General features: G+C 71.4%; 24 protein-coding genes. 13 read left to right on the top strand and 11 right to left on the bottom strand.

The window, feature by feature from the left end; translation table 11 throughout:
• Window positions 1-127: 127 nt before the first annotated feature.
• The 4 genes from pstS to pstB all read left to right on the top strand — a co-directional run bounded on the left by pstS (window position 128) and on the right by pstB (window position 4,263).
• Window positions 128-1,264, top strand: coding sequence for a phosphate ABC transporter substrate-binding protein PstS (pstS, locus tag OG335_RS17680; protein WP_387586392.1), 1,137 nt, complete (start codon window positions 128-130; stop codon window positions 1,262-1,264).
• Window positions 1,265-1,401: 137 nt separating this feature from the next.
• Window positions 1,402-2,385, top strand: coding sequence for a phosphate ABC transporter permease subunit PstC (pstC, locus tag OG335_RS17675; protein WP_387586393.1), 984 nt, complete (start codon window positions 1,402-1,404; stop codon window positions 2,383-2,385).
• Window positions 2,382-3,449, top strand: coding sequence for a phosphate ABC transporter permease PstA (gene pstA / locus OG335_RS17670; RefSeq protein ID WP_387586394.1), 1,068 nt, complete (start codon window positions 2,382-2,384; stop codon window positions 3,447-3,449). Before pstC ends, pstA begins: the two co-directional genes overlap by 4 nt.
• Window positions 3,450-3,486: 37 nt before the next feature.
• Window positions 3,487-4,263: a phosphate ABC transporter ATP-binding protein PstB gene (gene pstB / locus OG335_RS17665; RefSeq protein WP_387586395.1), complete on the top strand. Its 777-nt coding sequence runs from the start codon at window positions 3,487-3,489 to the stop codon at window positions 4,261-4,263.
• Between the two features lie 128 nt (window positions 4,264-4,391).
• Here the strand turns inward: pstB and OG335_RS17660 are convergent, their stop codons facing one another.
• Complete coding sequence (locus tag OG335_RS17660) at window positions 4,392-5,387, bottom strand: anion permease (RefSeq protein WP_405012084.1); 996 nt, start codon at window positions 5,385-5,387, stop codon at window positions 4,392-4,394.
• 5 nt (window positions 5,388-5,392) lie between these two features.
• On the bottom strand, window positions 5,393-6,013 hold the full coding sequence (locus OG335_RS17655; protein WP_387586396.1) for a DUF47 domain-containing protein: 621 nt from the start codon (window positions 6,011-6,013) through the stop codon (window positions 5,393-5,395).
• A 232-nt stretch (window positions 6,014-6,245) separates the two neighbouring features.
• Here OG335_RS17655 and OG335_RS17650 point away from each other — a divergent pair, with 232 nt between their 5' ends.
• A complete protein-coding gene (locus tag OG335_RS17650; RefSeq protein ID WP_405012083.1) occupies window positions 6,246-6,647 on the top strand; it encodes a metal-sensitive transcriptional regulator in 402 nt (133 codons plus the stop codon).
• Between the two features lie 115 nt (window positions 6,648-6,762).
• Here OG335_RS17650 and OG335_RS17645 read toward each other — a convergent pair whose 3' ends face one another.
• The gene (locus tag OG335_RS17645; protein ID WP_387586397.1) at window positions 6,763-6,990 is read right to left on the bottom strand and encodes a hypothetical protein; all 228 of its coding nucleotides are present in this window, start codon (window positions 6,988-6,990) and stop codon (window positions 6,763-6,765) included.
• A 138-nt stretch (window positions 6,991-7,128) separates the two neighbouring features.
• Window positions 7,129-7,968 (bottom strand): hypothetical protein, encoded by an 840-nt coding sequence (locus OG335_RS17640; RefSeq protein WP_405012082.1) that lies wholly within the window; start codon window positions 7,966-7,968, stop codon window positions 7,129-7,131.
• 159 nt (window positions 7,969-8,127) lie between these two features.
• On the opposite strand from OG335_RS17640, the gene OG335_RS17635 reads away from it, so the two are divergent.
• Complete coding sequence (locus tag OG335_RS17635) at window positions 8,128-8,310, top strand: hypothetical protein (RefSeq protein WP_405015637.1); 183 nt, start codon at window positions 8,128-8,130, stop codon at window positions 8,308-8,310.
• A gap of 45 nt (window positions 8,311-8,355) precedes the next feature.
• On the opposite strand, the gene OG335_RS17630 is transcribed toward OG335_RS17635, so the two are convergent.
• Both OG335_RS17630 and OG335_RS17625 read right to left on the bottom strand, forming a co-directional pair.
• Window positions 8,356-9,084, bottom strand: a complete 729-nt coding sequence (locus OG335_RS17630) for a phosphatase PAP2 family protein (protein ID WP_405012081.1) — start codon at window positions 9,082-9,084, stop codon at window positions 8,356-8,358.
• 150 nt (window positions 9,085-9,234) lie between these two features.
• A complete protein-coding gene (locus OG335_RS17625) occupies window positions 9,235-10,284 on the bottom strand; it encodes an NlpC/P60 family protein (protein ID WP_387586400.1) in 1,050 nt (349 codons plus the stop codon).
• A 276-nt stretch (window positions 10,285-10,560) separates the two neighbouring features.
• Between OG335_RS17625 and OG335_RS17620 the strand changes: the two genes are divergently transcribed.
• The 6 genes from OG335_RS17620 (at window position 10,561) to OG335_RS17595 (ending at window position 17,968) form a co-directional block, all read left to right on the top strand.
• The gene (locus tag OG335_RS17620) at window positions 10,561-10,884 is read left to right on the top strand and encodes a hypothetical protein (RefSeq protein WP_405015437.1); all 324 of its coding nucleotides are present in this window, start codon (window positions 10,561-10,563) and stop codon (window positions 10,882-10,884) included.
• 112 nt (window positions 10,885-10,996) lie between these two features.
• The gene (locus OG335_RS17615) at window positions 10,997-11,812 is read left to right on the top strand and encodes a hypothetical protein (protein WP_405012080.1); all 816 of its coding nucleotides are present in this window, start codon (window positions 10,997-10,999) and stop codon (window positions 11,810-11,812) included.
• On the top strand, window positions 11,802-13,055 hold the full coding sequence (locus tag OG335_RS17610; RefSeq protein ID WP_405012079.1) for a hypothetical protein: 1,254 nt from the start codon (window positions 11,802-11,804) through the stop codon (window positions 13,053-13,055). The genes OG335_RS17615 and OG335_RS17610 overlap by 11 nt, the downstream gene beginning before the upstream one ends.
• A 54-nt stretch (window positions 13,056-13,109) precedes the next feature.
• Window positions 13,110-14,633 (top strand): SCO6880 family protein, encoded by a 1,524-nt coding sequence (locus tag OG335_RS17605; protein WP_405015436.1) that lies wholly within the window; start codon window positions 13,110-13,112, stop codon window positions 14,631-14,633.
• 49 nt (window positions 14,634-14,682) lie between these two features.
• Complete coding sequence (locus OG335_RS17600) at window positions 14,683-15,993, top strand: ATP-binding protein (RefSeq protein WP_405015435.1); 1,311 nt, start codon at window positions 14,683-14,685, stop codon at window positions 15,991-15,993.
• A 169-nt stretch (window positions 15,994-16,162) separates the two neighbouring features.
• Window positions 16,163-17,968 (top strand): bifunctional metallophosphatase/5'-nucleotidase, encoded by a 1,806-nt coding sequence (locus tag OG335_RS17595; RefSeq protein WP_405012078.1) that lies wholly within the window; start codon window positions 16,163-16,165, stop codon window positions 17,966-17,968.
• 84 nt (window positions 17,969-18,052) lie between these two features.
• Here OG335_RS17595 and OG335_RS17590 read toward each other — a convergent pair whose 3' ends face one another.
• The 5 genes from OG335_RS17590 to OG335_RS17570 form a co-directional block, all read right to left on the bottom strand.
• Entirely contained in the window at window positions 18,053-19,507 is a 1,455-nt protein-coding gene (locus tag OG335_RS17590; protein WP_405012077.1) for a sensor histidine kinase, read from the bottom strand.
• Window positions 19,504-20,274, bottom strand: a complete 771-nt coding sequence (locus OG335_RS17585; protein ID WP_387586408.1) for a response regulator transcription factor — start codon at window positions 20,272-20,274, stop codon at window positions 19,504-19,506. Before OG335_RS17585 ends, OG335_RS17590 begins: the two co-directional genes overlap by 4 nt.
• A 60-nt stretch (window positions 20,275-20,334) precedes the next feature.
• On the bottom strand, window positions 20,335-21,522 hold the full coding sequence (locus OG335_RS17580; RefSeq protein WP_405012076.1) for a S1C family serine protease: 1,188 nt from the start codon (window positions 21,520-21,522) through the stop codon (window positions 20,335-20,337).
• An 89-nt stretch (window positions 21,523-21,611) separates the two neighbouring features.
• Entirely contained in the window at window positions 21,612-22,664 is a 1,053-nt protein-coding gene (locus tag OG335_RS17575) for a LacI family DNA-binding transcriptional regulator (protein ID WP_405012075.1), read from the bottom strand.
• A gap of 133 nt (window positions 22,665-22,797) precedes the next feature.
• Window positions 22,798-23,526 (bottom strand): response regulator transcription factor, encoded by a 729-nt coding sequence (locus tag OG335_RS17570; RefSeq protein WP_405012074.1) that lies wholly within the window; start codon window positions 23,524-23,526, stop codon window positions 22,798-22,800.
• A gap of 661 nt (window positions 23,527-24,187) precedes the next feature.
• Between OG335_RS17570 and OG335_RS17565 the strand changes: the two genes are divergently transcribed.
• Complete coding sequence (locus OG335_RS17565) at window positions 24,188-24,499, top strand: MoaD/ThiS family protein (RefSeq protein WP_405012073.1); 312 nt, start codon at window positions 24,188-24,190, stop codon at window positions 24,497-24,499.
• Window positions 24,500-24,551: the final 52 nt, after the last annotated feature.

Below are 24,551 nucleotides of genomic sequence, written 5' to 3'. Positions count from 1 at the left end.
CCTGTCCGGCCTACCTTCGGGACTACCGGAGGGCCGAACGGGCCCCGGACCACAGCACGACCTGCGCCGATCGAGCCATCGACGAGCTCGCCACGGGCACTGGTCGTGCGTCAGAAAGGGACACCCAGTGAAGCTCCAGCGGAACGGCCGCTCCAAGGCCCTCGCCATCGGTGCCGTGGCGCTCGTCAGCTCGCTGTCGCTTGCCGCCTGCGGCACGGACGACAACACCACCACCACCGGCACCGGCTCCTCGGCCTCCGGCGCGGCCTCCGCCGCCTCGATCGACTGCGGCAAGGGCGGCCAGCTGCTGGGCGCCGGCTCCACCGCGCAGACCAACGCGATCGACGTCTGGAAGGCCGCCTTCGGCTCCGCCTGCTCCAGCTCGACCGTCACCTACGGCGGTGGCGGCTCCGGCGCCGGCGTGCAGCAGTTCAACCAGGGCAAGGTCGCCTTCGCCGGCTCCGACTCCGCCCTGAAGCCCGCCGAGGTCGACGCGTCCAAGGCCGCCTGCAAGACCGGCCAGGGCATCAACCTCCCGATGGTCGGCGGCCTCATCTCGATCGTCTTCAACGTCGACGGTGTCGACAAGCTCGTCCTCGACGCGCCCACCGTCGCGAAGATCTTCGACTCGCAGATCACCAAGTGGAACGACCCGGCCATCGCCGCCCTCAACGCGGGCGTCACCCTGCCGGACGCGCCGATCCAGGCCATCCACCGCTCGGACGACTCCGGTACCACCGCCAACCTGACCGGCTACCTCGCGAAGGCTTCGGCCGGCGCCTGGAAGTACCCGTCGAGCAAGACCTGGGCGGGCCAGGGCGGCCAGTCCGCCAACGGCTCGGCCGGCGTCTCGGCGCAGGTCAAGCAGGTCAAGAACTCGATCAGCTACGTCGAGCTCTCCTACGCGCAGACCAACAGCCTCAAGAGCGCCGCCATCGCGACCGGCGCCTCCAAGCCGGTCGACGCGACCGCCGAGAACGCCGCCACCACCTTCGCCACCGCGAAGGTCACCGGCACCGGCAGCGACCTGGCGCTGAGCCTGGACTACGCGACCAAGACGGACGGTGCCTACCCGATCGTCCTGGTCACCTACGAGATCGTCTGCGACAAGGGCAACAAGGCCGAGAGCCTCGACACCCTCAAGGCGTTCCTGACCTACACGATCAGCGACGCCGGCCAGCAGGCCATCGGCGCCAAGGGCTACGTCCCGCTGCCGAAGGAGCTCTCCACCAAGGTCCAGGCCGTCATCCCGACCCTGGCCTGATCCCGCGCCACCGGCGGAGCGGCCCCCTAGGGGGGACGGGCCGCTCCGCCGGAGCACCACCCACAGCACAGTCCGGGGCACCGCCGCCAGGTGCCGTCCCCCACGGGGACAGCGCCGTCAGACCGGAGTAGACGATCATGACTTCATCCCCCCCTGCCGCCTCACGAGGCAGGGCCCGCCGCAGCCGGAGCGACAGCCGGCTCGGCGACAGCATCTTCTTCAACCTCTCCCGAGGGTCGGGCATCCTGCTGCTGGTCATCATGGCCGCCATCGCAGGGTTCCTCGCCTACCGCTCGGGCATCGCCCTCTCCAAGAACGAGGGCAACTTCCTCACCACCTTCGAGTGGAACCCCGACGCGCCCCAGCCGGTCTTCGGCATCGCCGTCCTCGCCTTCGGCACCGTCGTCAGCGCGCTCATCGCCATGGTGATCGCCGTCCCGGTGGCCGTCGGCATCGCGCTGTTCATCTCGCACTACGCGCCGCGCCGCATCGCCCAGCCGTTCGCCTACCTGGTCGACCTGCTCGCGGCCGTCCCCAGCATCGTCTACGGCCTGTGGGGCGTGCTCTTCCTCGTCCCGCACATCGACGGCCTGACCTCCTGGCTGGACGAGTACCTGGGCTGGACCTTCGTCTTCGACCAGACCCAGCCCGGCGTCACCCCGCGCAACCTCTTCACCGTCGGCATCCTGCTGGCCATCATGATCCTGCCGATCATCACCGCGGTCAGCCGCGAGGTCTTCCGGCAGGTGCCGCGGATGCACGAGGAGGCGGCACTCGCCCTCGGCGCGACCCGCTGGGAGATGGTCCGCACGGCCGTCCTGCCGTTCGGCCGCCCCGGCATCATCTCCGCCTCGATGCTCGGCCTCGGCCGCGCGCTCGGCGAGACCATCGCCGTGGCCATCGTGCTCTCCGCCAACAGCGTCCTGTCGCTGCACGTGCTCGACACGGGCGGCGGCACCTTCGCGCAGAACATCGCGCTGAAGTTCAACGAGGCCCAGCCCTTCGGCCGTGACGCGCTGATGGCCTCCGGCCTCGTCCTTTTCGTGATCACCCTGCTGGTGAACGGCGCCGCCCGACTGATCATCGCGCGCCGCAAGGAGTACTCGGGGGCCAACGCATGAGCACGGCAACACTCTCCGACACGGTGCCGGTGCGCCGTGACCTGACCTCGGCCCGGCTGCCGAAGTGGGCCCCGGCCGGCGTGGCCGTCCTCTCCGTGGGCGTCGGCTGCGCCGTCGGCGCGGGCGCGGGACTCGCCAGCCACCTGCAGTGGGGCATCATCGCCGCCGCCCTCTACGTGGTCGTCAGCTACGCGCTCTCGGCCCGGGTCGAGGGCCGCCGGCAGGCCAAGGACCGGCTGGCGACCGCGATCGTCTGGGTCGCCTTCATCACGGCGGTCGTGCCGCTCGCCGCGCTGACGTTCTACACCGTGCAGCAGGGCCTGGCCGTCGTGGACGGCGACTTCCTGTCCCACTCCATGAAGAACGTGATCTCCTCCGGCCCCGGCGGCGGCATCTACCACGCCATCATCGGCACCTTGGAGCAGGTCCTCCTCGCGACGGCCATCGCCGCCCCGATCGGCCTGCTGACCGCCGTCTACCTGGTCGAGTACGGCCGCGGCCGGCTCGCCGCGTGGGTGACCTTCTTCGTCGACGTCATGACGGGCGTCCCGTCGATCGTCGCCGGTCTGTTCATCCTCTCGCTGTGGAACCTCATGCTCGGGTTCGACTACTCGGGCTTCTCCGGCAGCCTCGCGCTGGCCATCCTCATGATGCCGGTCGTCGTGCGCTCCACCGAGGAGATGCTCAAGCTCGTCCCGAACGAGCTGCGGGAGGCCTCGTACGCCCTCGGCGTGCCCAAGTGGAAGACCATCCTGCGGATCGTCCTGCCGACCGCGATCGGCGGCATCACGACCGGCGTCATGCTGGCCGTCGCCCGCATCACCGGCGAGACCGCGCCCGTGATGATGCTGGTCTTCGGTGCCGACGCGATCAACGGCGACCCGTTCAACGGACCGCAGCAGTCACTGCCGCTCTACATCTGGCAGCAGTACTCGATGGTCAACAACGACTTCGGCTATGCCCGTGCCTGGGGTGCCGCGCTGGTGCTGATCGTCCTCGTGATGGGGCTCAACCTCATCGCGCGGGGCATCGCCCGCTGGCGTTCGCCCAAGGGCGGACACTGACCCGCCTGACGTACGAGAAGACGAGAGAAGAAGAATCATGGCCAAGCGCATCGACGTCAGCGGACTGTCCGCCTACTACGGCTCCACCCGCGCCATCGACGACATCTCGATGACCATCGAGCCCCGCTCCGTGACGGCCTTCATCGGCCCCTCCGGCTGCGGCAAGTCCACCTTCCTCCGCACCCTCAACCGGATGCACGAGGTGATCCCGGGCGCCCGCGTCGAGGGCAAGGTGCTGCTCGACGACGAGAACCTCTACGCCGCCAACGTCGACCCGGTGGCCGTGCGCCGCTCGATCGGCATGGTCTTCCAGCGACCGAACCCCTTCCCCACCATGTCGATCTACGACAACGTGGCGGCCGGCCTCAAGCTCGCCGGCGTCCGGAAGAAGTCCGTGCTGGACGGCGTCGTGGAGAAGTCCCTCAAGGGCGCCAACCTCTGGAACGAGGTCAAGGACCGCCTCAACAAGCCGGGTGCCGGCCTCTCCGGCGGCCAGCAGCAGCGCCTCTGCATCGCCCGCGCCATCGCGGTCGAGCCCCAGGTGCTCCTGATGGACGAGCCCTGCTCCGCCCTCGACCCGATCTCCACCCTCGCCATCGAGGACCTGATCGGCGAGCTGAAGGCGCAGTACACGATCGTGATCGTGACGCACAACATGCAGCAGGCGGCGCGCGTCTCCGACCGCACGGCCTTCTTCAACCTCGCCGCCGTCGGGCAGCCGGGCAAGCTGATCGAGCTGGACGACACCCAGCGGATCTTCTCCAACCCGTCCGTCCAGGCCACCGAGGACTACATCTCCGGCCGTTTCGGCTGAGCCGACCCGCACGGAGACACGAACTGCTCCGCGGCGCTGCATGGCGGTGCCGCCGCGGAGCACGAAGGGCCCGCCCCCGTGATGTGGGGGCGGGCCCTGCCCTGTGCCGGCCGTGCGGCCGACGGGGCTCAGAGGAAGATCAGGTCGACGATCCCGTACATGGCCGCCGCCACCAGGGCCGCGGCCGGCATGGTGATGAACCAGCCGAGCACGATGTTCTTCGCGACACCCCAGCGCACCGCGCGGATCCGCTTGGTCGCACCCACACCCATGATCGCCGAGGTGATCACGTGGGTGGTGGAGATCGGCGCCGCGTAGACGAACGAGGTGATGTACATGACGCTCGACGCGGTCGCCTCGGCGGCGAAGCCCTGCGGCGGGTCCAGCTCGATGATCTTGCGGCCGAGGGTGCGCATGATGCGCCAGCCGCCCGCGTAGGTGCCCAGCGAGAGCATCGTCGCGCAGGAGATCTTCACCCAGATCGGGATGTCGCTGCCGCTCTGGTGCCCCGAGATGGTGAGCGCCAGGACCACGATGCCCATCGTCTTCTGCGCGTCCTGGAGACCGTGCGCCAGGGCCATCGCCGCCGCCGAGGCGGTCTGCGCGACCCGGAAGTTGCGCTTGGCGCGGTGCGGGTTGGCCCTGCGGAAGATCCACAGGATGGCCAGCATCACCAGGAAGCCGCCGATCAGGCCGACGACCGGCGAGACGAACATCGGAATGATGATCTTATCGACGACGCCGCTCCAGATCACGTCGGTACCGCCGGCCAGCGCCGCACCCACCATGCCGCCGAACAGCGCGTGCGAGGAGGAGGACGGGAGCCCGAAGTACCAGGTGATCAGGTTCCAGGTGATCGCACCGACCAGGGCGGCGAAGAGGATCGCCATGCCCTGGCTGCCGGTGGGTGTCTCGATGATGCCCTTGGAGACGGTCTTCGCCACGCCGGAGCCCAGGAAGGCACCCGCCAGGTTCATCACCGCCGCCATCGCCAGCGCCGCCCGCGGGGTCAGCGCCCGCGTCGAGACGGAGGTCGCGATCGCGTTGGCCGAGTCGTGGAAGCCGTTGGTGTACGTGAAGAAGAAGGCCACGCCGAGGACGGCGATCAGTGCTGCCATGTCCACGGGGGTCAGGACTCCTTGACCGCGATGGTCTCCACGGTGTTGGCCACGTGCTCGAACGCGTCGGCGGCCTCTTCGAGGACGTCCACGACCTGCTTCAGCTTGAGGACCTCGATCGCCTCGTACTGGCCCGAGAACAGGTGGGCGAGCAGCTTCCGGTGGATCTGGTCGGCCTGGTTCTCCAGCCGGTTGATCTCGATCCAGTACTCGGTCAGGTTCTGCATCGACCGGAGGTTCGGCATCGCCTCGGCGGTCAGCTCCGCAGCCCGGGCCAGCACCTCGATCTGCTGCTCGACACCCTTCGGGAGGGCCTCGATGTCGTAGAGGACGACCAGGTCGACCGCCTCCTCCATGAAGTCCATGATGTCGTCCAGCGACCCCGCGAGGCTGTAGATGTCCTCACGGTCGAAGGGCGTGATGAAGGAGGAGTTCAGCTGGTGGTAGATCGCGTGGGTCGTGTCGTCACCCGCGTGCTCGGCGGCGCGCATGCGCTCGACGATCTCCGCGCGGGCCGACACGTCTGCCCCCAGCAGTTCCAGCAGGAGCTTCGATCCGACGACGAGGTTCTCCGCCGCGGCGGCGAACATGTCGTAGAAGCTCGTCTCCTTCGGGGTCAGGCTAAAACGCACGGATATCTCCGATGTGCGGGGTAGGGACTGAACGACTCTAGGCGCTCGTCGTCCCGGACGTGCAAACGGGGTCTTGAAGCAGTTCCCCAGTCTGGCGGAACATCGGCCGGAATGCTCCCGCGCTGCACGGAGAGATCCGCCCGGCCGCCCGGACGGCGGAACACCGGAAAGGGCGGGCGTGTTGGACACTGAAGGTCCAGGCACGGCGAGCAGGGAGACAGAGGCGGGTCGGATGACCACGATGCACACGGGCACCGCGCGGACCACCACCCCCGACACGGCGGCCACCCCCGACCCGGGGCCCGGCGGTGACGACGTCACCGCCGAGGCGGGCGCCGCCCACCCCCACGGCCCGCACGGCTACAGCTCCCAGAAGAACGAGCACCTCAAGCGGCTCCGGCGGATCGAAGGCCAGGTCCGCGGCCTGCAGCGGATGGTCGACGAGGACGTCTACTGCATCGACATCCTCACCCAGGTGTCCGCCGGCACCAAGGCCCTCCAGGCGTTCGCCCTCTCGCTCCTCGAGGAACACCTGCGGCACTGCGTGGCCGCCGCGGCCGAACAGGGCGGCGCCGAACTGGACGGCAAGGTGGCGGAAGCGACCGCTGCCATCGCTCGCCTGCTGCGCACCTAGTGCGCCGGGGTCCGACGCCGGGCGTTCGCCCCGCGGACCTGCGGACCCGCGATCCCGCAGGACGGGCGGCTCCGCGGGCAGGGCTCCCCGCCCGGGCAGGGACCCTGAGGACCGATCAGTTCAGGCCACCGGCCGGCTCCGCCAGCCCGGACCGATCCGGACACCCGGGGCCCGGACGGCCGCCGGGCCCGGGGACCCGGTCCAGCAGGACCCGGTCGATCTGCTCGGTGGCGAGCCGGTCGTCGGCACTGGTCGACGCGGCGATCATCAGCTCACCGGCCAGCTCGATCTCGTCGAGCGCCGTCTCGTCGTGGCCGCCCGCGCGGTCGTCCGAGGACGCCACCTGCACCACCCCCCTCCAGCGCCGCCTCCGGCCGGGGCCGCGACGCCCCCTCCCCAGGGTAGGGAAGTACGGGGCCGTACCGTATGGCACGGACGGGTCATCTCTGCGGCCGCAGGCACTAGGCCGCGGCCCGGACCGTCACTTCGCCGGGGCCGAGGGCTTCATCGAGTAGATCTCCGACGCCGCCGGCTCGGCGGCCTGCACCGGCGCACCGAACTCGGCCAGCGAGGTGGTCGAGACCACCGTGACCTGGTCCTTCGCCTCCTTCGACCCGGCGACCCCGGCGAACGCGAACGTCTCCACCACCTTGCGGAGCCGCCCCTGGGCGTCCAGCCACGCCTCGTACGGCACCTGCTTCACCGTGAACGTCTGCGCGGCCATCCGCAGGCCGTCCGCGCCGCGGCCGCCGGTCGCCTCCGCGGCCTTCGCGAGGTCCAGCGTCCCCTTGTACCGGGTGAGCAGCACGCCGCCCACCGTCTCGGTGCCGACCAGCTCGGCCGACTGCGCCCCGCGCAGCGCACCCGCGGCGCTCGCCGGATCGGTGGCGCCGCTGCTCACCAGGTTGCCGTCGGGGAGCTGGCGGACGTCCAGGCGCACCCACTTGCCCTCGGGCACCTTCGCACCGCTGTTCTGCAGGTAGACGGTGCCGGGCAGGACGATCTCCCGGATGGTGCCGGTCGTCGCGGCGCCGGGCGGCACGGTGACCTCCAGCGTGCCGACCCGCTTCACGTAGTCGTAGCCGCCGGTGCCGTTGAAGACCGCCTTCTTGTCCGCAGACTCCGTCACCAGCTCGGTGGTGGTGCGTGCGGAGCCCGTCCGGCCGGTGATGTCTGCCGCGGAACGCACCGCCGTCAGCGGGTCGGCGGAGAGCTCGTCCGCCGAGGTGCCCTGGGCCCGGCTCCCGCCCGAGCACCCGGACAGCACGGCGGTGAGCACGGCCACGGCGGCAGCGGCACGCACGGGCTTCAGCTTCTTCACGATCGACACAACCCCCTCGGGCCCCGCGGCCCGGCAAGCACCACCCCGGATGGGCAGAGCTCTCCTGCGCCCAACGAGCAGGTGGCCGAGGGGTTACGGGTAGTCCGGCGTGCGGGAATCCGCCGCGCGCCGGGTCTGCCGGGCGCTACCGTGAGGCACGTGCGCAGTGAGCTCCACGTCGGATCCGGACCGGCCCCGACGGACACCCACCGGGTGGCGGTCGAAGAACGAGGTTCCTTCAGCTTCGCCGTCTGCAGCTGCGGATGGTCCGCCCCCGCGCGGCGGTCGCGGGACAAGGCCCGCAGGGACGCCGACGAGCACCTGCGGTGCGGGGAGGACTGAGACCCGCAGGGGCCGGGGCTCCGTCCTCGGCCGGACGACCCGGGGTCAGGCGGCCAGGTCCGACCCGGCGGCCGGGTCGTCGGAGGACACCCGCTCACGCCTGCGGCGGCTGCGATCCGCACCGGCCGTACCGCCCGTACCGCCCGTGCCCCCGCGGTTCCGGGCGACGACCAGCGGCGCCGCGGCCGTCCGGGTCAGCGCGTGGCAGAGCGGCACCAGCACCGCCATGGCGATCGGGGCCAGCAGGAGCACCACGGCCGTGGCGAGGGCGAAGCCGCCGATCACGTCGGTCGGGTAGTGCACGCCCATGTACATGCGGCAGAAGCCCTGCAGCAGCGCGAGCGCCCCCGCCAGCAGGCCCAGCCGGCGGTTGACCAGCAGCAGCGCGACCGCGATGCCCATCGACATCGCGGAGTGGTCGCTGACGAAGGAGAGCGTGCCCTCCTTGCCCTCGACCAGCACCTCCAGGTCGGGATGGTCGACGAAGGGCCGCGGCCGGTCGACGATCGCCGAGATCGGCAGGTTGGCGAGCTCGCACACGGCGACGGCGAGCGGGGCCCACAGCAGGCCTGCGACGGCGACCGGCGCGTCCGGGCGGCGGCGGGCCTGCAGCCAGGCGGTGAGGCAGACGGCGGCCAGGCCGAGCAGGATGCCGTACTCGCCGATCCACGAGACCAGGGAGTCCAGCGGGCCGGGCGCGGACCGCGCCAGACCGTTGATCGCACGGAGCAGTCCGAGGTCCGGGTTGGCCGTGTCGGCGAGCAGCGTCGACATGCCGCACCTCCCTATCTGTTCACGCACCTGCGGGTGCCCCGTCAGCACCGGACAACGTCATGAGCAGGCCACAGGGTTCCACGGAAACCGCGCGTTATGGAAACTTGACTCACCGTCCACCGGCCTCGCACACCTCGCCGCGGGCCCGGATCAGGTCTTTGCCGGGCCTTGACCGCTGGTGATGGTGCCGTCGGCGTTCCGGACGGGGAGTGCCCCGGCGCCGTCCGGCGTGACCCGGGTGGCGCCGATGTAGTCGCGCTGGTCGATCGTGTCGTAGCGGATGACGGCCCCGGTGTGCGGGGCGTCGATCATGTAGCCGCCGCCGACGTAGATCCCGACGTGGTGGATCGACCGCGGGTCACCGAGGTCGTTGGCGAAGAAGACGAGGTCGCCCGGGCGCAGCTGGTCGCGGGAGGGGTGCTCGCCGGCGTACCACTGGTCGTTCGCGACGCGCGGCAGCGTGATGCCCACGCTCGCGAACGCCGCCTGGGTCAGCCCGGAGCAGTCGAAGCGGCCGCTCTGCGACGGCAGGCCCTCCCCGCCCCAGAGATAGGGGGTGCCGAGCTTCGTCTGCGCGAAGTAGATCGCCCCGGCCGCCTGCGCGGAGAGCGCCACCCCGGCCGCCGGCTCGGGCGCGGTGAAGCTGCGGGCCAGTGACTGGATGTTCTTCACGTAGCCCTGGGTCTCCCGGTACGGCGGAATGCCGCCTGCCCTTATCACCGCGTACGGTCCGGCGTTGTACGCGGCGAGCATGTTGGCCTGCCGGTCGCCCGGCACGCGGGAGACGTCCTTGGCGAGAGCGCAGTCGTAGGTCGCGGCGGAGGCGATCGCGTCGGCCGGGTCCCAGATGTCGCGCTTTCCGTCGCTGTTGGCGTCGACGCCGTAGGTGGCCCAGGTGGCCTCCAGGAACTGCGCCATGCCGTACGCCTTGGCCGGGCTCTTCGCCGACGGGTCGAACCCGCTCTCCTGGTAGAGCTGTGCCGCGAGCATCGGGGGCGAGATCTCCGGGCAGAGGCTGCCCCACTGCTGGATCATCGGCTGGTAGGCGGCCGGCACGGTGCCCGCCGACAGGGTGGCGGCGCCGTTCCGGGTGCCGACGGTGCCGCTGGCGGCGAACGTGCCGACGGCGACGATGCCGATCAGACCGACCGTCACGACCGCGGCCGCCGCAGCTGCCGCGCCCGCTCTGCGGAGTACCATCTGCACCATCCCCGACGTGGCGTCAGTTACGAGTGTCCCGGAAGGCGTTGCTCAGAGCAATCAGCGCAGATACGAAGGGTGAGCGGTATCCTTCGTACGGTGGACATCCTGTCGTACGTGTCCTATGCCTCACGACCAATCCGCGAGATATAGCCAAGTCGACATCAGATCTGGCCAAGAATAGGTCCTGCCCCTTCGCGAAGCCGTGCTCCGGGGCCTTGAATTTCCCTGATCGGGCGGTGAGATGGAATGAACCTGAGCAGCGTGGACAACAAGATGATCGGCTACCTGGCCGAGGACCCACCCAAGAAGGCCAACATCGACACCATCATCGGCGGAATCGCCCCGGACTGGGGGCCGTTCGCCAGCCTCGGCTCCGAGGCGCGCGTGATGGTCGAGGTCGTGATGGCGGTCGCCATCCTCGGCTGCCTGGCCATCGCCGTCTGGGGCGCCGCCAAGCAGCGGATCGGCGCCACCGCGATGCGTGACACGTTCAGTGCCGAGCAGGGCAAGGGACTGATCATCGCGGGGTTGACCGGCGTGTTCATCATCGGATCGCTGGGCACCCTGTTCACCATTGTCTACGGCATGGCGATCTGACGATCGTACGGATCTGATAGTCATCCCGGCGGAGCGGCCGTGCCCACTCTGCCGGCGCAGTCGTGTTCGCGTCACCGGGGCCCGCCGGGCCCCCCGCACCAGGAGGGCCGCCGTGCCGTTGTCCGACGACCAGCCGCACACCCGAACGCGGCTGCCGGTCGGCGAACAGCCCTCGGTGGCCCCCCGTCAGCCGAAACCCGTACGGACCCTGCTGACCGTCCTCGTCGTCGTCACCCTCCTCGTCGTCGCCGTCTCCGTCGCCAACCGCGGCAAGCCCGACCCGACCGGCCCCACCACGGGCACCGGAACCGGCTCCGGCGACGGCAGGGCCGCCGGCGCGGCACCCACCACCCCCACCGGACAGCAGCCTGTCGGCACCACCGACAACGGCATCGCCAACGGCTACCCGCACACCGACCAGGGCGCGCAGTCCGCCGCCGCCAACTACGCCACCGCACTCGGCTCCGCCGAGATGTTCCAGACCGGCAGCCGGCACACCATCGTCGACACCGTCGCCGACCCGACCGTCGCCCCCCAGCTCCAGCAGCGCCTCGACACCGCCTTCAGCGCCGACAACAACGCCCGCTTCGGCCTCGACGCCCAGGGCAGGGCCCCGAAGGGGCTCACCTTCGTCAGCCGGACGATCCCGGTCGGCACCAAGACGGTCAACGCCGCCGACACGGCAACATCGGTCGAGGTGTGGTGCACGGGGCTGAACGGGCTGGCGGGCGAGAGCTCGACCAAGCCGGTTTCCCAGGACTGGTACACCCTCACCCTCACCATGCGCTGGACCGGCAGCGACTGGAAGGTGACCGACTTCGAACGGGCCTCGGGCCCTGCTCCCGTCCCGGGCGACCAGCAGGCAGCCACGGCGCAGGAGATCACTGACGCAGTCCAGAAGTTCGGAGGCTTCCGCTATGCCCGGTGACGGCTCGACAAGGCCGGTCGTACGCCGGGCAGGCGTGCTCGGCGGCGCACTCGTGATGTTCCAGGCGACGGCGCTGATGACCGCCCAGCGGGTACTGGCCGATCCCAGTCCCTCACCCTCGCAGTCGTGCGCCGCGCAGAGTGTGCCCCTGCCCGGTGCGGGCGCCCAGTGCGCCCCGCCCGGCACCACCGTCATCCCCGGCTCCGGTGCCGTCGGCACGGCCGCCGACCCGCTCGGTTCGCTCGCCAAGGGCTGTGCGCAGGCGGCGGCGTGGGTGGTGCGGAGGCTGTCGGAGGCGATCGACGGTACGACGCAGGTGGACTTCACCAATGCCGCGTTCCTGCAGCAGTACGCCGTGGTGTTCGCCGGTTCGACCGTCATCACGCTGGTGCTGTGGCTGCTGGCGGTGACGAAGCGGGCGGTGCGCGGTGCTCCGTTGACGCAGGCGTTCTCGGAGGCGATCGGCTTCCTGTGGCTGACGGTGGTGGCGTCGGCGTTCACCCCGCTGATCCTGTACACGGTGGTGTCGGCGACGGACGGCCTGACCGCGGCGGTCGCGGCTGGCACGAAGTCCGACACCGGTACGTACCTGGGCGGGTTCGCGGACACCCTGGAGAAGGGGTCGATCGGCGGTGGCCCGCTGATCCTCATCATCGTGTCGCTGGTGGCGGTGCTGGCCGCGGCGGTGCTGTGGGTGGAGCTGCTGATCCGGGCGGCGATGCTGTACGTGGGGGCGCTGCTCGGCACCGCGGTGTACGCGGGCCTGGTCGACAAGCAGCTGTGGAAGCACGTCCGCCGCTGGGCGGGGCTGATGCTCGCGGTGGACCTGGCGAAGCCCATCGTGGTGATCATCCTGGGGCTGGCGGGCGCGGTCGCCACTGGCGCGGGGGCGAACGACGACTTCGCCCGGGTGCTGTCGGGTCTGGCGATCCTCTTCCTGTCGATCTTCTCCAGTGCGGCCGTCTACCGGTTCGTGCCCGGTTTCGGCGACGAGCTGCAGTCGATGCGCCATGCCCGGGCGAGCGCGGTGTCGGCGGGCTCGGCGATGATCAACGGCCCGGCGAACCTGGTGAAGCAGGGCATCTCCGCGCACGGTTCGCGCGGCGGCGCGCAGGCCGGCAGCGGCTCCCCGGGCGCTGGCGGGGGCTCGGTGGCCCCCGGCATCGCCGCGCACGCCGGCCGTACCCCCGCTCCGCCGCCGCAGGCACCCGCCCCGGTCAACAACCCCACGAACGGAGGCTGACCGGTGAGCAGCGACCAGCTCGGCCAGTTCGGCGGCCAGTACGGCCAGCCGTACATGCACCAGCGCCGCACCTACCTGATCGGCAAGTCGCGGCCGAACGCGCCGATCGGGCGCAACCGCGAGTCCGGCGAGATCGTGCTGATCATCTTCGGTGCGTTCCTCGGCATGATGTGGGGTCTGCTCATGCCGATCCTGCCGCTGCGCATCGCGGGCCTGGTGGGCCTGCCGCTGCTCGCGATCATGGCGGTGTACGTGCCGTACCGGCGCCGCACCTTCTACAAGTGGGTGGAGATCAACCGCACGTACCGCCGGACGGTGCGCAGCGGCCGCGCGGTGTGGAAGTCCGAGGTGATCGACGCCGGGACGCGGCTGGACGGCCGTGAGGTGGAGATCGGCCCGCCGCCGGGTGTCGGACGGCAGCGCTGGCTGTCGGCGCCGTTCGGTCCGGACGAGGTCGGGGTGCTGATGCACCTGGAGCGGCGCACGGTGACGGCGGCGATCGAGATCGAGGGCCCGGGTGTCGGCCTGCGCGACTCCGAGGACCAGGAGACGCTGGTCGACCGGTTCGGCACGCTGCTCAAGCACGTGGCCAACGGGGACGGCTTCGTGACGCGCCTGCAGATCCTGGCCCGGACGCTCCCGGCGGACCCGGACGCGCACGCCAAGGACGTGGAGCGCCGCGGCGCCCACGACGCGCCGCGATGGCTGCAGGACTCGTACGACCAGCTGCAGTCGATGGTGTCGACCTCCTCGGAGCAGCACCGCGCCTACCTGGTGGCGTGCATGCACTACACGCGCGATCTGGCGGCCGAGGCGCACGCGATGGGCCGGACGGCCGACGGGCGGCGGCAGCGCGACGACGAGGGCCTGGCGACGGTGATGGCCCGTGAGCTGACCGACATCTGCGCCCGGCTGGCGGAGGCGGACATCCGGGTGCGGCAGCCGCTGGGGGAGGCCCGGCTGTCGTCGCTGGTGCACTCGATGTACGACCCGGACCACCCGATCGACCACATCCAGGCGATGTCGCGCCGCAACGCGTGGCCGGCCGAGCTCGACGCCACGCACCCGCAGCTGCTGGGGGCCAAGACGCGTGAGTCGGCGACCCGTGAGCCGTGGTGCCACGCCACCGCGTGGATCAAGGAGTGGCCGCTGACCCCGGTCGGCGTGAACTTCCTCGCCCCGCTGCTGGTGCACACCCCGGACGTGATCCGCACGGTCGCCGTCACGATGGACCTGGAGCCGACCGACGTGGCCATCGAGCGGATGCTGACGGAGAAGACCAACGACGAGGCGGAGGCCAACCGCGCCGCCAAGATGAACCGCACCGTCGACCCGCGCGACCTCGCCCACACCGGCCGCGTCGACCAGCGCGGCGACGACCTCGCCTCCGGTGCGGCCGGCGTCAACCTGGTCGGGTACATCACCGTGTCGTCCCGCAGCCCGGAGGCGCTGGCCCGGGACAAGCGCACGATCCGTGCCTCCGCGGGCAAGTCGTACCTGAAGCTGGAGTGGTGCGACCGCGAGCACCACCGGGCGTTCGTCAACACCCTGCCCTTCGCCACCGGCATTCGACGCTGAGGAGGCGCCCCCCGTGATCGGCAACCTCACCGACGCGTTCACCAGCCTGATGTTCGGCAAGGTGGAGACCACCCGCCTGCCGGTCCGTACCTCCACCGGTCAGGCCCAGGCCGTCTACCTGCCGACCGCCGCACCCGGCCTCGGCGACTCCGGCGTGATCATCGGCCGCGAGGTCTACAGCGGCAAGGGCTACGTCTACGACCCGTTCCAGCTGTACGGCCAGCAGTTGCCCGCGCCGCACTGGCTGGTGCTGGGGGAGTCCGGCAACGGCAAGTCGGCGCTGGAGAAGACGTACGTGCTGCGCCAGCTGCGCTTCCGCGACCGGCAGGTCGTGGTGCTCGACGCGCAGGGCGAGGACGGCGTGGGCGAGTGGAACCTCATCGCCAACGCGCTGGGCATAAAGTCCATCCGGCTCGACCCGATGGCGGCCCGGGACGGCGGTGTGCGGCTCAACCCGCTGGACCCGTCGATCACCACCAACGGCCAGCTGTCGCTGCTGCGCACCATCATCGAGGTGGCGATGGGCCGGCCCCTGGAGGAGCGGGCGGGGTTCGCGCTGAAGGCCGCCCACGGGCACGTGCACGCCACGGTGACGGACCGCCAGCCGGTGCTGGACGACATCATCAACACGCTCCGCAACCCGGAGCTGTCGTCGGTGGAGTCGCTGGGCGTGGCCGTCGGTGACGTGCAGTCCTGGGGCCTGGACGTCGCCCTGGTGCTGGACCGCCTGGTCGACGGCGACCTGCGCGGCATGTTCGACGGCCCCACCTCGGCCGGCATCGACCTGGACGCGCCGCTCATCGTCTTCGACCTGTCGCACATCGACCGCAACTCCATCGCGATGCCCATCCTCATGGCGATCGTCGGCGTCTGGCTGGAGCACACCTGGCTCCGCCCGGACCGGGTGAAGCGGATCTTCCTGGTCGAAGAGGCCTGGCACATCATCAACAGCCCCTTCGTGGCGCAGCTGTTCCAGCGGCTGCTGAAGTTCGGCCGACGGCTGGGGCTGTCGTTCGTCGCGGTCGTCCACCACCTCTCCGACGTGGTGGACGGTGCCGCCGCGAAGGAGGCCTCGGCGATCCTGAAGATGGCCTCGACCCGCACGATCTACATGCAGAAGGCCGAGGAGGCGAGAGCCACCGGCCGGGTGCTGGGCCTGCCGCGCTGGGCGGTGGAGATCATCCCGACCCTCTCCCCGGGCATCGCGGTGTGGGACGTCAACGGCAACGTGCAGGTGGTGAAGCACATCATCACCGAGGCCGAGCGGCCGCTCGTCTACACCGACCGTGCCATGACCGAGGACGCGGTGGCCGAGCGCCAGCGGGCCGAGCAGCAGCTCGCCGCCGAGCCGCGGATCTGAGCGGCGGCCGGGCTCCGCGACGACGGATGCTCGGCCGCGCGTCGACCACGGGTAACCCGCTCGTTACGTCAGATGTCCTGACAGCTACGCGCGTTGACTCTAGGCTGCACTGGTCACGCCACGATGTCCCGGGCCCGTGCCGGGCCCCCGACGGTGCAGGGGTACCCTCATGTCCAAATCAGGTCGTACCGGCAGATACCGCCGCGCGACACTCGCAGCCGCGGCGACCGCCGGGCTGATCGGCACACTCCTCGTGCCGAGCGTCGCCGAGGCCCACGGCCACCAGAAGCCGAAGGTCGAGGACCTGCAGCTCCTCGCCATCAACGACTTCCACGGCAACCTCGAACCGCCGGCGGGCTCCTCCGGCACCATCAAGGAGATCGACCCGGCCACCGGCCTGGTCGTCTCCACCCCGGCCGGTGGCGTCGAGTACCTCGCCACCGCGCTGCGGGAGGCCCGCAAGGGCCACCGGAACACCCTCACCGTCGCGGCCGGCGACATCGTCGGCGCCAGCCCGCTGCTGTCGGGCCTGTTCCACGACGAGCCGACCGTCGAGGCGATGAACAAGCTCGGCCTCGACGTCACCGCCGTGGGCAACCACGAGTTCGACGAGGGCGCCAAGGAGCTGCTGCGCCTCCAGAACGGCGGCTGCCACCCGACCGACGGCTGCTACGTGGAGGGCCGCAAGTTCAAGGGTGCGGACTTCGACTACCTCGCGGCCAACGTCACCGCCGAGAAGACCGGCAAGCCGGTCCTCGACCCGTACTGGGTGACGAACGTGCACGGCGTGAAGGTCGGCTTCATCGGCGTCACGCTGGAGGGCACGCCCAACATCGTCACGGCCGAGGGCGTCAAGGGCCTGAAGTTCGGCGACGAGGTCGCCACGATCAACAAGTACACGGCCGAGCTGAAGCGCAAGGGCGTCGGCTCGATCGTCGCCCTGATCCACGAGGGCGGCCTCCCGGCGAGCAGCACGTACAACTACGACTGCGGCGCGGGCGGCACCGGCATCTCCGGTCCGATCGTCGACATCGCGAAGAACATCGACCCCGCGGTCGGCGCGATCGTCACCGGCCACACCCACAACGCCTACGCCTGCTCGATCCCGGACCCACAGGGCGTGCCGCGCTCGGTGACCAGCGCCGCCTCCTTCGGTCGGCTGTACACCGAGATCAACCTGCAGCTGGACAAGCGCACCGGCGCGATCGTCCGCCCGTCGGTGACCGCCGCCAACCACGTGGTGCGCCGTACGGTCGAGAAGGCCCCGGACCTCACCCGGCTGATCGACTACTACAACAAGATCGCCGCGCCGATCGCCAACCGTCCGATCGGCTGGATCGCGTCCGACATCAACGGCCGCGGCTCCGCAGACCTGGAGAAGCCGCTCGGCTCCGTCATCGCCGACGCCCAGCTGGCCGGCCTCGCGCCCGCCGACAAGGGCGGCGCGCAACTGGCCTTCATGAACCCCGGCGGCATCCGCTCGGACCTGGTCTACACGGCCTCCGGGGCCGAGGGTGACGGCGTCGTGACGTACGGCGAGGCGTTCACCGTCCAGCCGTTCACCAACATGATGCAGGTCAAGACGCTGACCGGCGCCCAGGTGATCCAGGTGCTGCAGCAGCAGGTGAGCGGGCCCAACGAGGCCGCCGTCAAGATCCTCCAGATCTCCAGGGGCCTCACCTACACGCTGGACATGAGCCGGGCCGGCGCCGACCGGGTGATCGTCTCCTCGATCAAGCTCGACGGCGTCCCGATCGACCCGGCCGCGTCCTACCGCGTCGCCGCGAACGAGTTCCTCGCGGGCGGCGGCGACGGCTTCCCGGCGTTCGCCGCGGGCACCGGCACCCTGGTCGGCCCCTCCGACCTGGACCTCTTCAGCGCCTACCTGGCGGCCAACAGCTCGGCGGCCGCCCCGCTGGCCGCCCCGGCCCGCGACCGCATCACCCTGGCGACGGCCGCGGCCGACCAGGACTGACCCACCGGCCGGTCCGCCGGTCGCAGCACGCCGAGGGCGGGGCACCCGGAAGGGAGCCCCGCCCCCGGCGCGTGCGGGCCGGTGTCAGTGCGGCGGGTCCGCCTGCCCGGGCAGCCGTACGGTCGCGAGCGCGCCCGGACCGCCGTCGGCGGCGGGCCCCAGCGAGACCTCGCCGCCGGTGTCGCGGACGGTCTGCGCGACGATCGACAGCCCGAGCCCCGACCCTGGCAGCTGACGCGAGGACGGCGAGCGCCAGAAGCGGTCGAAGACGTACTGCAGCTCGTCGGACGGGATGCCCGGGCCGTGGTCGCGGACGGAGAGCCGGCCGTCCAGCAGCGACACGTCGACCGCGCCGCCGGGCGGGCTGTACTTCACGGCGTTGTCGAGCAGGTTGATGACGGCGCGTTCCAGTGCGGCCGCGTCGCCGTGGACGTACCAGGGGTGGACGGCCACGTTGAAGACCAGTCCGGGGCCGCGGAGCCGGGCGCGTTCGAGGGCCCGGTCGGCGATCTCGTGCAGGGCGACGACGGCGAGCGCCTGCGGGGGCCGGGCGGAGTCGGGACGGGAGAGCTGCAGCAGGTCGCCGATGAGCAAGGTCAGTTCCTGCATCTGCGCCTTCATGTTGCCGAGCAGCTTCGCGCGGGTCGCGGCCGGGAGCGGCCGGCCGGTGTCGTCGCTGCGGATCAGCAGGTCGACGTTGGTGCGGAGCGAGGTGAGGGGGGTGCGCAGCTCGTGCCCCGCGTCGGCGATCAGCCGGGTCTGCCGCTCGCGGGAGTTGAGCAGGGCGGTCGACATCGAGTTGAACGAGGTGGAGAGCCGGGCGATCTCGTCGCTGCCGTGGACGGGGATCGTCGCCCCGACCTCCTCGGTGCGGGCGATGTGCTCGACGACGTCGGTGAGCCGGTCGACGGGCTTCAGCGCGGAGCGGGCGACGAGCCGACCGGTGAACCCGGCCCCGACCACGCCGAGCGCGGCGACCCCCATCAGCACGAACGCAAGCTCGCGCAGCGACGTCTGGACGCTCTCGGTCGAGGCCGCGACCAACTGGACGTACTGGCCGGTGACGCCGTCGACGTTCATGGTGACGGCGGACCGCCGGACCATGGCGGGCTCGCCGTTCGCGTACTCGCCGTCGCGGTAGGAGTAGCCGTGCGTACCGAGGACGGCCAGGTCGGCGGCGGTGGTCTTGATGATCCGGGTGCTCGACAGGGGGAAGCACACCGTGTCCGCGGTGATCAGCTGGACGTCCCACTTGTCGAACCCGCCGGGGAACCGCCGGTCGTCGACGGCGTTCGCGGCGACGGCCCGGTCGAGCGCGGCCTGCGCGGTGGGATCGCAGGAGACGTACCGCTGCTGCGGGTTGACCACGTTGGGCGGGCCACCGCCGAGGCTGTCCCGCACCTGGTCGTAGAGCCGGTCCCGGACGACGAACCAGCAGGCGAAGGCGGCCAGGGCGATCGCCACGGCCATTGCCGCCGCGGTCAGCATCGCCATGCGGCTCCGCAGCGAACGGCTGCGGTACCACCCGGTGAGTTTCACGCCGCCGCACCGCTGGCGGCGCGCAGTGCGTAGCCGACGCCGCGGACGGTCTGGATGAGCCGGGGCATGCCGCCGAGCTCGGTCTTGCGGCGCAGGTACATCACGTACACGTCGAGGGAGTTCGACGAGGGCTCGAAGTCGAAGCCCCAGACGGCCTTGAGGATCTGTTCGCGGGTCAGCACCTGCCGGGGGTGGGCGAGGAACATCTCCAGCAGCATGAACTCGGTGCGGGTGAGTTCGATGGGCTTGCCGCCGCGGGTGACCTCACGGGTGGCGGTGTTCATCCGCAGGTCGCCGAAGGCCATCACCTCGCTGTCGTCCTCCGCGGCGGCGCGGGCGGCGGCCTCGCTGGCGAGGGCGCTGCGGCGGAGCAGGGCGCGGACACGGGCGAGCAGCTCGTCGAGTTCGAAGGGCTTGGCGAGGTAGTCGTCGGCGCCGACGTCGAGGCCGGTGACGCGGTCTCCGACCGCGTCGCGGGCGGTGAGCATGAGGACGGGGGCGGTGTCCCCGCGGGAGCGCATCCGGCGGACGGCGGTGAGGCCGTCCATGCGGGGCATCATGATGTCGAGCAGGACGAGGTCGGGGTGGTCGCGTTCGACGGCCTCCAGGGCCTCGAAGCCGTCGGTGGCGGTGGTGACCTCGTAGCCTTCGAAGGCGAGGCTGCTCTCCAGGGCGTCCCGCAGGGCGGGCTCGTCGTCGACCACGAGGAGCCGGGCCGGGGTGCCCGTGAGCTCGGCGGGTGTGCGGTCGTCGGCGGGGGGCGTCATGGGCTCGGGCCCTTTCTGAGTCCGTGGGGGTGCTGCCATTGTCCTGCGGGTGGTGCTCGGTTACAGGTTCTGACCGGCCTGCATCGTGGACAGGACCTGCTTGACGTCGTTGATCGGGATGGCGAAGCCCAGGCCGACGCTGCCGGCGGTGCCGGATCCGGCGGTGGAGCTGGAGCCGCTCGCCGAGTACATCGCCGAGTTGATGCCGATGACCTGGCCGCTCGCGTTGATGAGCGGGCCGCCGGAGTTGCCGGGGTTGAGGGCGGCGTCGGTCTGCAGGGCCTTGTAGGTGGCGGTGTCGCCGGAGGAGGCCGACGAGCCGGAGGAGCCGGAGGAACTGTTCGAGCCGGGCATGCCGGGCAGCTCGGGGAAGCCGAATCCGCCGTTGTCCCGGGTGGAGCCCTCGTCGACCTGCACGGTGACCTCGCGGTTCTCGGCGCTGATGATGCCGGAGGTGACGGTGCCGGTGAGGCCCTCGGGGTTGCCGATGGCGACCACGGGGTCGCCGACCCGCACGGTGGAGGAGTCGCCGAGGACGGCCGGGGTGAGGCCGCTGACGCCGGACGCGGTGACGACGGCGACGTCGAGGGACTTGTCGGTGCCGGTGACGGTGGCGTCCGCGGTCCTGCCGTCCTTGAAGGCGACGGTCATCCGGCCGCCGTCCACGGCGCCCGAGACGACGTGGTAGTTGGTGAGGATCCGGCCCGTGGCGGTGAGGACGACGCCGGTGCCGGTGGCCGTGCCGCCGTCGGTCGTGACGGTGATCTGGACGACGCTGGGGGAGAGGGCCCCGGCGATGGCGGAGACGTCGGCGGTGCCGTCGGACTTCGCGGCGACCGGGCTGACGATGGTGCTCGCCGTGCCGGCCGAGCCGTCCCGGCTGCCGGCGACGACCCCGCCGGTGACGCCGCCGAGCAGGGCGGCGACCGCGGCGACCGCTGCGGCGAGGCCGAGCCTGCCGCGCCGGGCGCGGCCTCCGCCGGGGGCGGCGTGGGCGGGGCCCTCCGGGGGTCCGGGCGGTTCGGGGGTGTCGGCCAGGCCCGCGGTGAGCGGGTACGCCTCCTGCGGGCCGGGGGCGTGCTCCGCCCACGGCGCGGGGGCCTGCGGGGCGTACGGGGCCTGCGGGGCGTACGGGGCGTACGGCGTGCCGTACGGGGGCTCCGGGGCGTGGGCCGGCGGTGCGGGCCACACGAGGCTGCCGTCGGCGGTGCGGTAGGGCTCGTCGCTGCTGCGGTGCTGGTCGCTCATGACGACCAAGGTCCGCCCGCCGGATGAAGTTCCGATGAGAGCCGGGTCAGAAGGGTCCGAGAAGCCTGTCGGATTCTCATAAAGCCTGGTCAGGCCGAGCGGGTGGGCTCCTGCCCGGTGCAGCCGCAGGAGCGGCGTACGACCAGGCGCGATTCGAATTTCCGCACCCGCTCGGTGTCCGACCCGGGCACCATCAGCGAGTCGTCGAGCACGAGGTCGACGGCGGCGCGGGCCATCGCGTCGCGGTCGGAGGCGACGGTGGTGAGCGGCGGGTCGGCCAGGGCGGCCTCGGGCACGTCGTCGAAGCCGGCGACGGCGAGGTCCTCGGGCACGCGGAGTCCGACCTCGCGGGCCGCCCGGAGGACGCCGATCGCCTGGTCGTCGGTGGAGCAGAAGATGGCGGGGGGCCGGTTCGGGGAGCGCAGCAGCTCGACGGCGACCTCGTACGCGCCGTAGCGGTGGAACGGTGCGTCGACGAGGTGCGGCGCGGTGTCCAGACCGTGGGCGGTCATGGCGCGCTGCCAGCCCTCGACGTGGTCGATGACGGGGTCGCCCGGCGCCGGGGACTCGACCGGACCGCCGAAGCAGACCACGTACGGGTGGCCGTGGACCTCCAGCAGGTGGCGGACGGCGAGCTCGGAGCCGCCGACGTCGTCGGTGACGACCGCGACGTCGTCGATCGCCTCGGGCCGGCGGTGCAGGAGCACGACCTTGGCGCCCTCCATGGCGGCGAACTCCTCGGCGGCCCGCTGCGAGGGACCCTGGCTGACGAGGATCAGGCCGGAGACCCGCATGCCGAGGAAGGCGCGGACGTAGTGCACCTCACGGTCGTCGACGTAGTCGGAGTTGCCGATGAGGACGAGCTTGCCGCGCTCGGAGGCGGCGCGTTCGACGGCGTGCGCCATCTCGGCGAAGAAGGGCTGGCGGGCGTCGGGGACGACCATGCCGATGAGGTTGGTGCGCCGGGAGGCCATGGCCTGGGCGACGCTGTTCGGCCGGTAGCCGAGCTGCTCGATCGCCGCGAGGACCTTCTCGCGGGTCGCGGGGGCGACCGGGCGGGGTCCGTTGTTGATCACGTAGCTGACGACCGCGGTCGAGGTGCCAGCCAGTCGGGCTACGTCGTCGCGCGTCACCTTGGCCACGGGGGGAGTCTACGCGGGTGGCGCGGCAGCGGTAGGAGGAGTCTCACGTACCGGCGGGTACGGCCCCGGGGTATCCCCCGCAAGCCGGACAAACCGGGCGGCCGATCGATGGGACCGGCCGCCCGGTGGCGGGTCAGACCTCCTGCACGGCCGGGCGCTGCTCGGCCCCGGGCCGCTCGCCCTTGTCGGGCTTCTCCGGCACGACGAAGCGGTAGCCGACGTTGCGGACGGTGCCGATGAGCTGCTCGTGCTCGACGCCGAGCTTCGCGCGCAGCCGCCGCACGTGCACGTCGACGGTGCGGGTGCCGCCGAAGTAGTCGTAGCCCCACACCTCCTGCAGCAGCTGGGCGCGGGTGAAGACCCGGCCGGGGTGCTGCGCGAGGTACTTCAGGAGCTCGAACTCCTTGAAGGTGAGGTCGAGCACCCGGCCCTTGAGCTTCGCCGAGTAGGTCGCCTCGTCGACGGAGAGGTCGCCGTTGCGGATCTCCATCGGGCTGTCGTCGGAGGTGACCTGGAGCCGGCCCATGGCCAGCCGGAGCCGGGCCTCGACCTCGGCCGGGCCCGCGGTGTCGAGCAGCACGTCGTCGATGCCCCACTCGGCGGTGACGGCTGCGAGCCCGCCCTCGGTGACGATGAGGATCAGCGGGCAGCCGATGCCGGTGGACCGCAGCAGCTGGCAGAGGCTGCGGATCTGTGGCAGGTCGCGGCGGCCGTCGACCAGGATCACGTCGGCGCTCGGGGTGTCGACCAGGGCCGAGCCCTCGGCCGGGGCGACCCTCACACTGTGGAGCAGCAGGCCGAGTGCGGGAAGAACCTCGGCTGACGGTTGCAGGGCGTTGGTGAGCAGGAGGAGAGAACTCATACCCGGTAGTCCCCTTTCCGGGTCGTCGCGGTCGCACCGTGCGTACGGTCGCCGCCGTCCGGTACTGGTGCGATGAAGGTGGAGGAAACGCTGGCAGGGCGCGTGCGGGGAGCTCCGGGGGATTCGTCGGCACGCACGGCACGACGGGGCGCACGACCGGGGTGAAGCAACCCGTGGCGTACCGTTCCTGCCCTGCTCATCCGCGAACCTTCCGGTCTGCTCCCGTACCGGGCGGGGGCCCGGCGCCGGGTCCTGACGCCCCGTCGGACCGCGAGCACTCCGTCGTGCCGCTGTCGACGGGGGTGTTCCCGCGGCCGGTGCGGGTAGCGCACCGCTCGCGAGAACGTCCGTACTGGCGTCCTGAAAGCACAAAAGGACCCGGGGGCGACTCTGCCCGGATCCCTTACGGATCGAGAATAGCCGACCTCACCCCGCTCCGGGAGGGGCGTGCAGCGAGGGTTGGGCCACAGAACACACGCCCCGGCGCACATCCGGACCTCCGGCGTCCGCCGCCGGGAGCTGGGGGGTTTCCGTCCGGCGGTCCGGGCGGGCCATCATGGGGGCAGCACCGGCCGCACGGTACGTGTACACCTTCGGCGTGGGCGCCCGGCGCACGGAGCCGGGCCGCTGCACCGGGCGAGGACGACGAGGAGGGCCCGCCATGGACGCCATCACCGCTGCTTCACCCGGAGGAGTGACCCCGTCGGTCACTCGGGTGACCGGCACGATCCGCTACTGGGCCGCGGCGAAGGCGGCGGCCGGCACGGCGGAGGAGCCCTACCGGGCCGCGACGCTGGCGGAGGCGCTCGACGCCGTGCGCGCGCGGCACGCCGACCGGCCGCGACTGCTCGGGCTGCTCGGGCACTGCTCGTACCTGGTCGACGGCGAGCAGGTCGGCACCCGCGACCGGGCCGGGGTGCGGCTCACCGAGGGCGGCACCGTCGAGGTCCTCCCGCCGTTCGCGGGCGGCTGATCCCAGCCGGCGGACCGGAACCGGAACCAGCGGGCGCGGCCGATCGTCGTAG

Source organism: Kitasatospora sp. NBC_01539 (assembly GCF_045040525.1).
Lineage (GTDB): Bacteria > Actinomycetota > Actinomycetes > Streptomycetales > Streptomycetaceae > Kitasatospora.
The sequence above is the reverse complement of the archived record's forward strand: the minus strand, read 5'-3'. Positions and strand labels throughout refer to the sequence as shown.

Bases quoted from the DNA above. Each gene is read 5' to 3' on its own strand.
- pstC (WP_387586393.1), top strand. From the start codon at position 1,402: ATGACTTCATCCCCCCCTGCCGCCTCACGAGGCAGGGCCCGCCGCAGC.
- pstA (WP_387586394.1), top strand. From the start codon at position 2,382: ATGAGCACGGCAACACTCTCCGACACGGTGCCGGTGCGCCGTGACCTG.
- pstB (WP_387586395.1), top strand. From the start codon at position 3,487: ATGGCCAAGCGCATCGACGTCAGCGGACTGTCCGCCTACTACGGCTCC.
- OG335_RS17650 (WP_405012083.1), top strand. From the start codon at position 6,246: ATGACCACGATGCACACGGGCACCGCGCGGACCACCACCCCCGACACG.
- OG335_RS17630 (WP_405012081.1), bottom strand. From the start codon at position 9,084: ATGTCGACGCTGCTCGCCGACACGGCCAACCCGGACCTCGGACTGCTC.
- OG335_RS17625 (WP_387586400.1), bottom strand. From the start codon at position 10,284: ATGGTACTCCGCAGAGCGGGCGCGGCAGCTGCGGCGGCCGCGGTCGTG.
- OG335_RS17620 (WP_405015437.1), top strand. From the start codon at position 10,561: ATGATCGGCTACCTGGCCGAGGACCCACCCAAGAAGGCCAACATCGAC.
- OG335_RS17610 (WP_405012079.1), top strand. From the start codon at position 11,802: ATGCCCGGTGACGGCTCGACAAGGCCGGTCGTACGCCGGGCAGGCGTG.
- OG335_RS17605 (WP_405015436.1), top strand. From the start codon at position 13,110: ATGCACCAGCGCCGCACCTACCTGATCGGCAAGTCGCGGCCGAACGCG.
- OG335_RS17600 (WP_405015435.1), top strand. From the start codon at position 14,683: ATGTTCGGCAAGGTGGAGACCACCCGCCTGCCGGTCCGTACCTCCACC.
- OG335_RS17595 (WP_405012078.1), top strand. From the start codon at position 16,163: ATGTCCAAATCAGGTCGTACCGGCAGATACCGCCGCGCGACACTCGCA.
- OG335_RS17585 (WP_387586408.1), bottom strand. From the start codon at position 20,274: ATGACGCCCCCCGCCGACGACCGCACACCCGCCGAGCTCACGGGCACC.
- OG335_RS17580 (WP_405012076.1), bottom strand. From the start codon at position 21,522: ATGAGCGACCAGCACCGCAGCAGCGACGAGCCCTACCGCACCGCCGAC.
- OG335_RS17570 (WP_405012074.1), bottom strand. From the start codon at position 23,526: ATGAGTTCTCTCCTCCTGCTCACCAACGCCCTGCAACCGTCAGCCGAG.
- OG335_RS17565 (WP_405012073.1), top strand. From the start codon at position 24,188: ATGGACGCCATCACCGCTGCTTCACCCGGAGGAGTGACCCCGTCGGTC.